General features: G+C 37.0%; 14 protein-coding genes. 9 read left to right on the top strand and 5 right to left on the bottom strand.

The annotated features are described in order from the left end of the window. Position 1: 1 nt before the first annotated feature. Entirely contained in the window at positions 2-898 is an 897-nt protein-coding gene (gene pepI / locus AAA923_RS06980; RefSeq protein ID WP_366150648.1) for a proline iminopeptidase, read from the top strand. A 44-nt stretch (positions 899-942) separates the two neighbouring features. On the opposite strand, the gene AAA923_RS06975 is transcribed toward pepI, so the two are convergent. Beyond that, complete coding sequence (locus tag AAA923_RS06975) at positions 943-1227, bottom strand: iron-sulfur cluster repair di-iron protein, ric (protein ID WP_338215809.1); 285 nt, start codon at positions 1225-1227, stop codon at positions 943-945. Positions 1228-1471: 244 nt separating this feature from the next. Here AAA923_RS06975 and AAA923_RS06970 point away from each other — a divergent pair, with 244 nt between their 5' ends. The 3 genes from AAA923_RS06970 to AAA923_RS06960 all read left to right on the top strand — a co-directional run bounded on the left by AAA923_RS06970 (position 1472) and on the right by AAA923_RS06960 (position 4299). Then, complete coding sequence (locus AAA923_RS06970; protein ID WP_338215807.1) at positions 1472-2356, top strand: serine hydrolase; 885 nt, start codon at positions 1472-1474, stop codon at positions 2354-2356. A gap of 156 nt (positions 2357-2512) precedes the next feature. Continuing rightward, positions 2513-3454 carry an NAD(P)H-binding protein gene (locus AAA923_RS06965; RefSeq protein ID WP_338215805.1) on the top strand — a complete coding sequence of 314 codons (942 nt, stop codon included), beginning with the start codon at positions 2513-2515 and terminating at the stop codon, positions 3452-3454. Positions 3455-3759: 305 nt separating this feature from the next. Continuing rightward, positions 3760-4299 carry a dihydrofolate reductase family protein gene (locus AAA923_RS06960; RefSeq protein WP_338215802.1) on the top strand — a complete coding sequence of 180 codons (540 nt, stop codon included), beginning with the start codon at positions 3760-3762 and terminating at the stop codon, positions 4297-4299. A gap of 35 nt (positions 4300-4334) precedes the next feature. Here AAA923_RS06960 and AAA923_RS06955 read toward each other — a convergent pair whose 3' ends face one another. The 3 genes from AAA923_RS06955 to AAA923_RS06945 form a co-directional block, all read right to left on the bottom strand. Further along, positions 4335-5144 (bottom strand): CAP domain-containing protein, encoded by an 810-nt coding sequence (locus AAA923_RS06955; RefSeq protein WP_338215800.1) that lies wholly within the window; start codon positions 5142-5144, stop codon positions 4335-4337. A 16-nt stretch (positions 5145-5160) separates the two neighbouring features. After that, a complete protein-coding gene (locus AAA923_RS06950) occupies positions 5161-5766 on the bottom strand; it encodes an SLAP domain-containing protein (protein WP_338215797.1) in 606 nt (201 codons plus the stop codon). A gap of 108 nt (positions 5767-5874) precedes the next feature. Next, the gene (locus tag AAA923_RS06945) at positions 5875-8400 is read right to left on the bottom strand and encodes a PRD domain-containing protein (protein WP_338215795.1); all 2526 of its coding nucleotides are present in this window, start codon (positions 8398-8400) and stop codon (positions 5875-5877) included. 269 nt (positions 8401-8669) lie between these two features. On the opposite strand from AAA923_RS06945, the gene AAA923_RS06940 reads away from it, so the two are divergent. The 5 genes from AAA923_RS06940 (at position 8670) to AAA923_RS06920 (ending at position 11966) form a co-directional block, all read left to right on the top strand. After that, the gene (locus AAA923_RS06940) at positions 8670-9107 is read left to right on the top strand and encodes a PTS sugar transporter subunit IIA (protein WP_338215793.1); all 438 of its coding nucleotides are present in this window, start codon (positions 8670-8672) and stop codon (positions 9105-9107) included. A gap of 16 nt (positions 9108-9123) precedes the next feature. Then, entirely contained in the window at positions 9124-9618 is a 495-nt protein-coding gene (locus AAA923_RS06935) for a PTS sugar transporter subunit IIB (protein WP_338215791.1), read from the top strand. A 43-nt stretch (positions 9619-9661) separates the two neighbouring features. Then, complete coding sequence (locus AAA923_RS06930) at positions 9662-10513, top strand: PTS mannose/fructose/sorbose/N-acetylgalactosamine transporter subunit IIC (protein WP_338215790.1); 852 nt, start codon at positions 9662-9664, stop codon at positions 10511-10513. A 2-nt stretch (positions 10514-10515) separates the two neighbouring features. Beyond that, positions 10516-11364 carry a PTS system mannose/fructose/sorbose family transporter subunit IID gene (locus AAA923_RS06925; protein ID WP_338215788.1) on the top strand — a complete coding sequence of 283 codons (849 nt, stop codon included), beginning with the start codon at positions 10516-10518 and terminating at the stop codon, positions 11362-11364. A 296-nt stretch (positions 11365-11660) separates the two neighbouring features. Further along, on the top strand, positions 11661-11966 hold the full coding sequence (locus AAA923_RS06920) for a DMT family transporter (protein ID WP_338215786.1): 306 nt from the start codon (positions 11661-11663) through the stop codon (positions 11964-11966). Between the two features lie 272 nt (positions 11967-12238). Here the strand turns inward: AAA923_RS06920 and AAA923_RS06915 are convergent, their stop codons facing one another. After that, positions 12239-13477, bottom strand: a complete 1239-nt coding sequence (locus AAA923_RS06915; RefSeq protein ID WP_338215784.1) for a CAP domain-containing protein — start codon at positions 13475-13477, stop codon at positions 12239-12241. Positions 13478-13580: the final 103 nt, after the last annotated feature.

The following is a 13580-nucleotide window of genomic DNA, read 5'->3' as shown; positions in this document are numbered from 1 at the left end:
ATTGAAAATCCAAACAGGCTACATGCCATTTCGTGAATACAGAACTTACTATCGAATTGTCGGTGATTTGGACTCCGAGAAGACACCGTTATTGCTGTTACATGGTGGTCCAGGTTCAACGCACAATTATTTTGAAGTCTTTGACCAATTAGCCGAAGAAACTGGTCGACCAGTAGTTATGTATGATCAGATTGGTTGTGGAAAATCCAGTATTCCTGATGATAAAAGTCTGTGGAACGCTGATACTTGGGTAGCTGAGTTGAAAACGTTACGTGATTATTTAGGGCTAAAGCAAGTTCATTTGTTAGGTCAATCTTGGGGTGGGATGTTGGCGATAATTTATATGTGCGACCATAATCCTCAAGGTGTGAAAAGTTTGATTCTTGCCAGCACTTTATCTTCGTCCAAATTATGGGCTCAAGAACAGCATCGAATGATTAAATTCATGTCTCCAGAAGATCAAGTGGCAATTGCCAAAGCAGAGTCAACGGCAAATTATACTTCATCGGGATATTTAAAAGCCAATGAACATTTCATGTTACAACATGCCTCTGGCCCTATCACAGAGCAGTCTCCAGAGTTTTTACGTCGTCAAAAAATCAGTGGGGAAGTAGCTTATGTTACCGCTTGGGGTCCCAATGAATATTTTCCAACTGGTAATTTGAAAGATTATGATTACACGGATAAGTTGAAAAATATCATCACACCAACCTTGGTAACGAGTGGAACTGACGATTTATGCACGCCGTTAGTTGCTAAAACGATGGTCGATCAATTGCCCAATGTTGAATGGACTTTGTTTGCTCACAGCCGTCATATGGCGTTTATTGATGAAACTGAAGCTTATATGAAACGATTAATTAAATGGTTAGCCAAAATGATTGAAAACAACTTCTAAATTAAAAAAGCCACTCAATTTATAGTTGAGTGGTTTTTGTCGTTCTAAACTTGAGCATTGATAGCATCGGCTGTCTTCAACATGTGATAAGTTGCTTCAAAGACAGGGCAGACATCACCGGGAATCGCATAATCCTTAGTAGTTTGACGTAATTTGGCAAAATTATCGTTGAGGTTCTTGTTATTTCCGGCATCTAAGCATAATTTAACATATTGTTGTCTGACGTCGAAAACCTCAGGATGATTTTGTCCATGTGCGTTAGTAATTGCTCGAGTATAGAAATCCAATTTATCGTGGCGCTCGTCTAAATAGTCCTTAACTGCTGTCATTTGAAAAGCCTCTTTTCATTTAATGACTTCAGTATAAGGTGCCAAATTAATTAAAAATTGATTTAAATCAAAAATCGTATATTTAAAAATATGTAACATAATTGTATAAAACATTTACGGTTGTAGCTCGTATAATTGAGTTACTTAAGAGGTTATTAGTAAATATATGTAAGCGTTGAGATGAGGTGATCACATAAGAGTTAAAAGAAGGAATATAAAAAAATATTTAAGAATTATTTTAGTGGTGGTTCTGCTAGCAGGGGGACTAGGTTACTATTTTAATAATTCTTATGCTTCAAGTGGTAATGATAATGTCAAAACTAATCAAGTGATTAAAAAGAAGCAACGCATTATCAAACACAACTTGACGAGTTATTTGAACAGTGTGACGAAAGATGGCACCACTAGTGTTAGTTTTTATAATTTAGGCGCTACTGAGGATAGTGATGCAGCCGATGGCAAGTACGCCGACGTTTATAAGAAAGGTAGCTTACAAGTAGAGGCTAATGCTCACACTGCACAAACCGCTGCTAGTACGTATAAGCTTTACATTGCGGCGTTTTTAATGAATCAAAAGTTGCATGGCAATTTTAGTTGGACGGATTCCAATGTGGATGGATTCAATCGAATGATTGTTGAAAGTGCAAATGATTTTTCGGAAAATCAGATTAATATTTATGGCGCGGATATTTTAAATGAGTTTGCGGGCAATCAAGGCTGGTATTCGGGCGTTTTCCAAACTGGTCAAGGAACACTGACGACAAGTTATAGTTTGCAGCTGTTGTTGCAAGACCTCGAGTCAGGAACCGGTGTGTTTAAAAATAAATCCGACCGAGCTAAAATTTTGAAATTGATGGGCAAACAAATTTATCGTGATGGGATTCCTGCTGGGGCTGCCGCAGCCGATGCTGGGACAACTGTTCAAGATAAAGTTGGTTTTCTCGATGATGTCAATAATGATGCGGGGATTGTGACGATGCCAGATGGTCAGAAGTATATTCTGGTTGTTTTGACCAATGGTCATAATCAAAGCGGATTTAGTGGGTTCCCAAGAATTGCCAAAATTACGAAAAATGTGCAGAAGATTGTCTATGGATCTGATGCTGGAACTAAAATTGTTAACTATTAAGGGGCTCTGAATTTGATTCAGGGCTCTTTTTTGTTATTGACAGAGGTGTTAAAATTTAGCTATTGTGTAAGCGTAAACATTTATGCTTAATTGACAACTAAACGGTCAATCTAGCATGTTTGGATACGTCAAAATAACAATTGGGGGTATTTTTTAATGCAAAAAACTTTTGTTAATGGTGTCGATGGTAATTTTGGGAAATTAGTCGTTGAGTATGTTCAGCAATTGATTCCTAAGGAAAGATTAGTATTCACCGCACCTGATGAAAGCAAATTAAAGATTTATGCCGACCAAGGTATTCAAACGGCCGTGGCAGATTTCAATTCGCCGGAAAGTTTGGCTAAAGTCTATGCACATGCTGATAAAGTTTTATTGATTTCGATGCCTTTTGTTGGTGAGAAGCGTCGTAAAGCTCATAAAAATTTTGTGGATGCTTGTGTAAAAGCAGGAGTTAGACAGGTTATTTATACGTCGGTTTTATCCGCTGGAAATCCTTTTAACCCAAGTGTCGAGAATGCCGACCATGGTTATACAGAATCTATAATTCAAAATACGGATTTAGATTATATTTTCTTACGTAATTCACTCTTTGCTGAGGCGTTTATTTCGGATTATATGCGTGCGGTTGATAGTCACGAAGATACGATTGAGAAAAATATGGGTGACGGACGTGTTTGGTTTATTTCTAGACGTGATGCAGCCTTGAGTGCAGCTTGTGCATTAAATGATGACTTTTATCATAGAGCAGTTTTGAATATTAATGGTCACGAGCCATTTACGTATAATAAATTCTTGGAAGTTGGTAATAAGGAGACTGGCAACAATATCAAGTATATTAAGAAGACTGACCAAGAATTATATGATTACTTTGATAGCATTGGCGTTCCTAGAAATACTGATGGTGATTTTTCAAAGAGTCCAATTCAAGCAACTTCTGAAGGGATGGTTACATTTGGTACGACTGTTCGCGAAGGATACTTGGATGTTCCAGTCAGTGATTTTCATAATTTGACAGGGCATCAACCAATTACTGTTAAATATATGTTTGAGCATAAGGATGATTTCTTGTTAGGAGAGCGTCATTCTACAGAAAAGTAGTAAATAAATAGAGGATTTGGGAATTAATCAGCCCAAGTCCTCCTTTTTAATTTCTGAAAAAAAGCGCAAAAAAATAGACAGGTGACCACACCTGCCTATTTCCCGATACAAAGTGACTGAGATTGCCACTTATAAAAGCTGCATCGGTTTTAGTATAACAATAATCGAGACTAATAGATAGAATAATTTGCAGAAATAAAATAAATGACAAAAAGTAAAATTAAAATATTGCTTGAAGTTATGTATTTACCGCCAATTGATTATATAATTGTTTCAACTAAATAGGTCAATTGGAGGACAAAATCATGGCACGCAAAGTTATATTATTTATCGCTGAAACTTTGGATGGCTTTATTGCTGAAACAGATGGCAATATTGATTTTTTAATTGATAGTGACTTTACTTCGGGGGAAACGACCGATCGTGAATATGAAAGATTAACTAAGCATATCGATACAGTGGTGATGGGACGAAAAACTTATGAGCAAGTATCCAATAAATTATCACCTAATAATTATCCGTATGATTCGTTTGAAAATTATATTTTAACGACCCATCCAACTGAAAGCCTTGGTAATATTAACTTTATCCGGGACAACGTTGTTGATTTAGTCGAGATGCTGAAGGGGCAACCATCAAAAAAAGACATCTGGATTATCGGTGGAAGCAGTATTATCGCTCCACTAGTAAATAGTGATTTGATTGATAGTTATCAAATCGGTATCGTTCCAATCGTTTTGGGTAGTGGTATTCCGCTCTTTTCTGACAAAACTAAGTTCAAAGAGTTTAACTTGGAATCAGCCAAGAAGGTTAATGGAATTGCTTATCTAACTTATAGCAAGTAAAAAGAAGGAAAATCGCAGAGGATTTTCCTTCTTTTTTATTGAACGGAATCTTTGGAAACAAATTTAGTGTTTGGCGAAGTTCCCGTATAATTATAGAGATTCATGAAATCATTACCTGGTGCCCAGTCAGCAACGAAAGATGAAGCATCTTTAGACATACCAACTGCAACGGTTGGTCCGGAATAGATTATGGCAGCTCTGTGTCCAAAATGACCACGGGTTCCTAAGTAGCTTCCCATATTGTAAGTTTCGTCATACCAGCTCTTTAGTAAATAATAGGCTACATCTCTGTCTGAATGAACATATCCCCAATGAAGAAGATAATCATAGCCAGAACTAGATAAGTTTTCTGACATCTCACGAGTTGCAGTTGAATGGCTCAATTGACCATTAGTTTGTTGTGCTGCTCTCTGATTGGCATAATTAATGAGTTCGGTCGATCCATGAACTGGTTGTGTTCCATTAGCAGCATGAATAGCATTTACATATTTAACAACATAGTCATTAATTTTGTTGATGTCGGGTTTGTAATTTGTTATTTGGACTTCAACATTTGGGTCATTCTCAAGTTGACCATCTCCAATAAAAACATATTCGTTAGTTGCTACTTGAGCATATTCAGCGCCGTCAATGAAACCAAGTTTGCCGACGGCCCAACTAGTATATGGTCCTAAAGCACGATTGCTGATTAATTTACCCTCAGAAGTATAAAGTCTAGTGATTTTGCGTACGAAAAATGTTGGTCTCTTAGCTGCATCAACTTGATTTTGTGTCGAAATAAATCCACCGAATGTAGCTAATAATAAAGCAGCAATGATACCAGTTAATCTAGATTTTTTCATCATCTGTTCCTCATATTTTCTAATAGTCTGTATTTGGAGTATATCCAGGATTCAATTTAGGATCCATTTGCCAGTAATAATATAGATTAGGGTCTGAAGTTGGTTCAGGCAGTGCCTTGTTGAATTTCATATGGGTGATAGGAACGTAGTCATCGCCAGAAACTTGAACGTATTTCTTCCCGAGTCGATTTACAACGTATTTTCCAATTTGCCATTGTGAACCTTCAGGTAAGATGTTGTCGGAAAGGTCATCTAGTCGCTTACTGATTGTCAGCGTGCCTCCGTGTGTCGTAACCGTTCCAATTAGAGCAGCTTGAGCAGGTTGCTGTGTTTGAACATTACCGCCAGATAATGAAGAATCGCTAGCTTTCAAATATTCATTGGTAGCGACTTGATAAAGTTTCTCGCCGTTGATAGTAATGGTTTTACCAACTGCCCATTTAGTATTTGGTGCAAGGGCTCGATCAGTAATCATTTTTCCCTCAGAGGTGTAAAGCCAAGCCGGCCCTTTGGTGATTGTTGTAGCGACTGTAGATGCCTTGGCGTCGTGCTGTGTAACGAGCAATCCACCAACCGATGCCACTGCTAGAGTAGCAATTAAAGCTACTGATTTGGTTAATCTCATAAAAAAAATCCCCCTATAACAAATTGTCCTAACTAACGGATAATTTAAGAATAGAAGAATTTTATAAATATATCAATATCAAAAGTAACCGATTTCATAATTTGGGGTCTAATTAATAAAAATAAAATCTTTAAGCAATTGATACAAAAGTTCAATTTCGTAATCTTGAATCTTAATGTTAAACTTCTGCTCAACTGGTTTAAAAATGCCATGTGAAAGTGAGAAGAAGTCACGTTCTTTATCAGTTAGAGACTCTTGCTTGATAACCGATTCAGAGTTGCTTCGACTCATCAGCATACGTTCAAACATTAATGAAAGGTGCATGTACAAGTTTAATTTAAGTCTAGCTTCGAATTTGACGTTATAAAAGTTTTCATAATGAGAAACTACATCTTGGCTATCTTGAATCACAATATCGGGATTTAAAATCTGTAATCGACCGCGAATACCTTCAATTGATAAGAATCTTAGTAATTGATCAATTAGGGATGTGGTCGATTTTTTAGTTTCGCCAGCGTTTAACAAAATTGATTGAAGTTTTGAAGAGGTGACTTTATCGAAAATATTATAAATATTCATGATATTCAAATCGAGACTGTCGCTGACATCAGACGTCGTCATAATCAACAATGTATTTGAGAAGAATTGCTGATCATTATTTTCCAATAACTCGTGCAACTTTTTATAATCAAGCGCAATAACTTCGAGTGAAGGTGAAAGTGTTGAGTCGATAAGTTTCTTCAATTCTTTTGATAGTCCTACACCAGACATACAAGAGACGATAATATTCTTCTTATTTGAGAGGCCTTCATAATATTGTGCGTCGGTGCTTAAACTATATTTCTTGCTGGCCTCAGCGATTGATTGAAAGCTATCGTTTCGTTGGATTCGAAGTGCAATGTCCAATGCCATTGAAGTAGTGACATTATTCACAACTAGCAATTCTTGATTCGAAGTCCGCTTAATCTTAGTAAACATTTGGCGCAATGATCCCATATCGAATAAGATGATATTTCCTTGTGTTGAGCTAGGTTGATTTTCAAGATATTTGCTAACGTAAGTATTAATCTGCTCCAATGAAATATCGATTGGCATGTCGAAAGCTTCAAAAAAGTAACTTCCACACAATGAATTGACGACTTGTTGAATACTTGATGCGGTATGTTCACCGTGAGCAAGCAAAATTGCATTATAGCGGACGGCCTCAATTTCATCAGCACATTGATACATCAATATGAAGAAAGGTAAGTAATAAGCTTCACTATCTACTCGTCTAGGAAGAGTTTTTTCTAGTAGTTTATGAAATAGATAATGGGATCGTGGATAGTGTTCCTTAACTTGTTCTTGTAAATGAGGCACCTTTTCAGAACCCGCAATATTGTCGTCATATAGGTTGGCAAATACGAATGCGAGCGTGATATTTCTCCAGAAAGTCTCATCTTTGGGAAAAGTTACACCATATGGATGAGTGATATATTTATGAATTAAGTCTTTAATTCTCTGTATGGACGGATTTAGGAGTTCTTCACTGGTTGCAGTGCTTAATTGATTAATGATTTTAATCACAAGGAAATACTGCTCGGAAATGGTCTCGCCACGTTGAACTGAATCCGTCAATTTGTTGAGTAGGGATGTTAAAGTAGTGCCCAATTGTAACGAACTGTTAGTTAGTGATCGAATGCTGTCCGTTACCATTTGTTGGTTTGGCAATATGTGGATGGATTTTTCGGAAACGTCACTGATAAATAACAAATCCCCTTCAGGCGTATGCGCATATGCTTCAGCACATAAGAGTTGAATGTAATTATTCAATCCGCGAATATTATTGATTTGTTTAATAGTGGAAAGTTTAATTAATTTGCTAGGAGAAATCATGATTCCTCGACCAGTTTGATTAGCTTGTTGTTGTAAAAACATAGCTATAAAAGCGATTCGTTCCGCAAAAGGACGTTGGTTTAATGGTCTAAGGGTAATATGAACTGCGGCTGATTTGAAGTAAGCATTGTCTAGTTTATCAATATCCGCTGTAGCTGAGAAAATGTATCGAGGTCCGGAAGAATCCTGTTGATTAGTAGTATTGAAAAGATAATGTTGGTCATTTTTAGTAAGTGATTGCAGGTTTTTAATGTATAAATACCCCGTTTGCTTGGGTTCTTTATCTTTGAAATTGTCGATATTTTCAGTTAGGTCACTCCGAAATTTTTCGGACTGATCCTTGTAGTTTATACAATCCATAATTTGAAAAGCAGCATTCTTAATCAGTTCTTTTCGACGTATTGCTTCTTGATAGATAGCACGAGCAAAAGTACGTTTGCCACTTCCCGGTGTTCCAGTAATAAAAATTGGCAAGCCGTTTGTCGGATAAACAATTGCCTCTAAAGCATGCTGAATATCAGAACTTAAACTCCCATCAGCCCCGATTAAGTTATCGAAGGCCGATGGGTCTTTTTTGATTTGCCAGTAAACAGGTCTGGTTCCTGATTTTTTAAGCTTATCTTTTTTTTCCAATTTAGAAAGGTAACTGCTTGTAACACCACGGGTTAATCCAACAGCATCTGCGGCTTGTTTAGTTGTAATACGTTCATTTGGAAAGCGTTGCAATATTGCGGTATATAGTTTTTCTAATGCATCCAAAATAATCACTCCTTAAGCACTAACGATGATAATTAATCACAACGTACTGGTGACTTTTTACTTGACTGTGATTAATATAGACATTGTAAGCGTTATATTTATTTAAGTCCAGATGAATAGAAGCGGTCTACAGTAACTCAAATGAAAGGGGGTACTTCCTTAACGGTATCGAAAACCACAGTAGATGAATATAACAAAACAGATTCTTTACCGATGCCGACTACCGTTTTCTGTGGAACATACGTGTTTTACAGAATGGAAGAAATAAAATGAAATATTTATTACTTGTAAGTCACGGTGATTTCTCAAAAGGATTAAGACAAACATTGAGTATGTTTGCTGGAGATCCTGTTAAATCTGTAGTTGCCGTTGGTTTGAAAAAAGATGAGGCAGCTTCCACACTGGAGAAACGTTTTGAAGGTATGATGAGCGATTTTCCTGAAGATTCAGAATTTGTGATTTTGGCTGATGTTATTGGTGGTAGTCCACTGACAACCGTCTGCAACGTTCTAAGCAAGCACGGCAAGTTGCAAGGTAGCTTGGTAATGGGAGGAATGAACTTCCCAATGGCTTTAACCGCAACATTGTCGAAAGACAGTTTATCAAATGAGGATTTGCAGAAAAAGATAACAACAGAAGCAACTGATGCTATAAAAGTATTTGATACAACACAATCATCAGAAGATTTATCTGACGACGATATTTAGAGGAGGATTTATTATTATGGCAATTTCTTTTGTACGTATTGACGATCGAATGATTCACGGACTAATTACAGTTCGTTGGGGTAAGGAATATCCTTGTGATGGAATTATCGCTGTTAATGATAAGGCAGCTAACAACCCAATTTTATCTGAGGCTTATAAAGCAGCTTCCGAGAAGAAAACTTTCGTCTGGACATTAGCACATTTTGAACAAGTTAAAGATAAGGTATTAAATTCATCAACACGTTATTTCTTAATTACAAAGAATCCCCAAGATATGAAACAAATTTTGGTAGATATGGGATTTGTACCAGGAGATATTAAGACAATTATTGTTGGACCTGGTAATGATCGTGATAACGCAATTAAATTAGGTGACAACCAATCATTCACACAAGAAGAAGCCGGTGCTTTTGAGGATATTGAAAAGGCTGGTTATAAAGTTGAGTTCGCACTGTTGCCAGATCAACGTATCGGTGATTGGGGTAAGTTCAAGTCTAAGTTTGGTTATTAGAATTTGATTCAAATGTTCGATATTAAAAAGAGGGGTATTTAAAATGACAATTAGTTGGGTTCAAGCTGCTATTTTAGGGTTATTCGCATGTTTATGTTCCAACTCTTGTATGGCTGGTCAAGCCGTAGGTAATTATACAATCGGTCGTCCATTAGTTGGTGGTCTAGTTTGTGGGATCGTACTTGGAAATGTGCCACTAGGTATCGCTGCTGGTGTCGCAATGCAATTGGTTTACATCGCTTTGGTTACACCAGGTGGTACTGTTTCAGCCGATGTTCGTGCAATTTCTTATATCGGTATTCCTTTGGCAATGGTTGCCATCACAGCACAAGGATTAAATCCTATGAGTGGTAGTGCTGCTAACCTTGCTAAATCAGTTGGTACTTTGGTTGGTACCGTTGGTACTGTTTTGTACTACGCTGTTGCAACAATGAATCTAGTTTGGCAATCATTTGGTTGGAAAGATGTTCACAATGGTAAGCTTGATAAATTAACTGCTGTTAACTTTGGCTGGCCTTGGATTTCACACGCTTTGTTCTCATTCATTCCTACAATGCTTCTAACATATTATGGTTCTACAGCTGTTACAGCATTACGTAATGCTTTACCAATGGATGGTGTTGCTATGAAGACACTATTCACTGTTGGTGGAATGCTTCCATGTGTCGGAATTGCTATCTTACTCCGTCAAATCATTAATACTCCACTTGATTTTGTACCATTTTTAGTTGGTTTCACATTAGCAGCATCTCTACACTTAAACCTAGTTTCAGTAACAGTTATTTCACTATTGTTCGCCGTTATCTTCTATGAAGTTGAAATGGCAAGAGGTTCAAATAATGGTACGCCGTCGGTTGCAGATGGACCAGATGATGACGATGAGGAGGATATTTGATCATGGAAAATACTACTGATACTATGAAAAAACTTGATCGGAAGACATTAAATAAATCTTTCCATCGTTGGTTCTGGGGAGCACTAACATGTTTCTCTCAAGAACATATGCAGACTTTTGGTTACATGGCTTCAATGCTACCAATTATCAAGAAATTATATCCAAAGCATGATGATCAAGTAAAAGCAATTCATGCTTACACAGCTTTCTTTAATACAAACCCTATGTTGGGTACCGTTATTGTTGGTATTACAGCAAGTATGGAACAGGCTCGTGCTAACGGTCAAAACATCGATGGCGAAACAATTAACGATATGCGTGCTGGTCTTATGGGACCTATCGCTGGTATCGGTGATTCATTGATTGATGGTACATTGATTCCTATCTTGCTAGGTATTTCATTAGGTATGTCTTCTGGTGGTTCACCAGTTGGTGCTATCTTCTACATCGTTTCATGGGTACTAATCGCTTACTTTGGTCAACGTTTTCTATACTTCCGTGGTTACAAATTTGGTGACCAAGCCGTTAGTTTCCTAGTTGGTAAACAAGGAGCAGCTATTCGTCACGCTATCGGAATCGTTGGTAGTATGGTCGTTGGTGGTGTTCTAGCTTCATGGGTTAACGTTACAACATCATTGAAATTGGTTGGATCAAACGGAAAGGTCTTCCTAAACTTACAAGATAAGTTGGATAGTATTTATCCCGGAATCTTGACCGTTGCAATTACATTCTTCTGCTGGTGGTTAATGACTAAGAAACATGTTTCAGCTATTTGGACTATGTTGATTTTGGTTGTTGTTTCACTTGTAGGTGTATTGCTTGGATTCTTCAACCCAGGTCTTTCATACTAAAAAAGTCCGGCTCCAGGTATGAGAATATTAACCTGCTATGCGGACCGGTTCGAGCCACAGTGCGGTCTCGAACCTCGATTTGAAGGCTTTCCAAAGAACGGAAAGTCTCCAAATTCGCCCGGTGGTGTAATGGCTAAAGCCATAACGCCACACTCACAGCTGGTAAATATTCTCATACCTTCCGACTAATTTAATTAAATATGTTTGTTGGTATTACGACTAAATAAATTGCTATTACTCTAGCGATTAGAATGATTTTAATATTCAGTTAGAAATAAATGTAAAGGAGAAGTAAGATGACATTTCAAGAAATGAAAGATGGTTATGAGCAAGAAGTCACTTATCAAAAACATATGTTAAAGAATTTAGGTTATTGGTTCCAGCTCTTTACCATTCTTAGTGGTATTGGAATTGTCTTGATTTACTTCTATCATGCTCAAAGTTCATGGTTAAAAATCTTAGGTATTGTGTTATTGGTTCTTGGCGCATTTGGGATGTTACTATTTGGATATTCAGGATGGAAAGGTCAGCAGAATGTCAATGCTTTGATCGATGATTATGAATCTAAGGTTGATTATTTACATAAGAAATCACATAAATAAGAGGGCGTCTCCAGGACTGAGATAATTTACCTGCTATGCAGACCCGTGGTGTAAAGACTAAAGCCTTAACGCCACTGTCACAGCCGGTAAATTGTCTCAGCTCCTCCGACTAGTTAATTTAATACATATATATTATTGAATAGACTACAACTGAACTTAATACAGCAACGTGTATAAATAGTATAGAGTTTAACCCTTCAGTTAAATTAAAAATTCTCCTAATAACATTTTGAAATGTTATTAGGAGAATTTTTTGTTTATTAGATTATTTACTAGATAGCATCTTTAGAGATGAACTTAGTATTAGGGTTTGAACCTGTGAAGTCATATAGTGCAAGGAACTTGTCATTTTGAGGCATATTCCAGTCAGCATCGAAAGAAGCATCACTATTAGTAACACCTAAACCGACGTTTGGACCTGAATAAATTAAGGCGGCACGGTGACCGAAGTGACCTTCTTGTCCTATTCCAGAATAATTATTATCCTCGTCATACCATTGCTTTAATAGGAAGTAGGCGGCATCTTTATCAGATTTAACACCTGCATAATTCATATAGTTAAAGCCGGCACTTGATAGATTTTCAGATGTGTCTTTAGTAGCAGTTGTGTGATCCAAATTTCCACCATCTTGTTGACTGGCACGTTGTTGAGCATAAGTCATCATATCATTATCTAAAGTAACAGGAGCAGTACCATTAGCTTTATGCAAAGCGTTCAAATATTCAACAAAGTACTTATTAATGTTAGCCAAATTTGGTTTATATGAAGCAGTGTTTGTATTAGTTGAAGTATTTGTGTTGGTATTTGTATCAACATTATTGTTATTAGAATTGTTGTTAGTATTAGTATTTACAACAGTTGAATTGTTGTCTGTACCAATATTTGACCAATCATTGTTGTTTTCATTGTTTGAAGTAGTCGTTTCGGTACTTGTATCGACACTTGCGCCAGGGATACCAAAGTTAGCACTGTATGTGGTGTCCTGTGGCATGTGATTCAAGGATAAATGTTTGCCATTGACGTATTCGTGAGTTGAAACTTGGAAGAAGTCATCACCATTTTTATTTAGATAATGTTTACCAATTGCCCAGTTAGAACCATTTCCTAACAGACGGTCAGACATGGCGTTGGTATCATCACGGTATAGTTGAGCATTACCGTTAATGATTTTTCCAACTAATTTGTCGGTTGAGGCAGTCTTTTTAGGTTGTAAGTAGGCATAGTCACCGGTCAAATTGGCTTCAGTTGATCTCAAGTATTCATTAGTTGAAACTTGATAAATGGCCATGTTGTTGTTGGCAACAAAGATTGTTCCGACAGCCCATTTAGTATTTGGTGCAAGGGCGCGGTTGGTGATTGCATTGCCATTGATATCATATAACGTGGCTGGTCCCTTGGTAGTTATGGTCGCGATAGTTGAGGCGTCAGCTTGTTTTTGTGATAAAGCTAAACCTGCTGTAGAGGCCATTGCTAAAGCAGCGATAATTGTTGCTGATTTAGAATATTTCATTTGTGAATCCCCCTAAACATATTATCCTAAATATCGGATAATTTAAGAATAGAAGAATTTTGTTAATATATCAATAGGTAAAATTGGAAGGTGGCCATCTCCA

It is taken from the genome of Companilactobacillus muriivasis, assembly GCF_036246245.1.
GTDB lineage: Bacteria > Bacillota > Bacilli > Lactobacillales > Lactobacillaceae > Companilactobacillus > Companilactobacillus muriivasis.
This window is presented reverse-complemented; position numbering and strand designations above follow the sequence as displayed.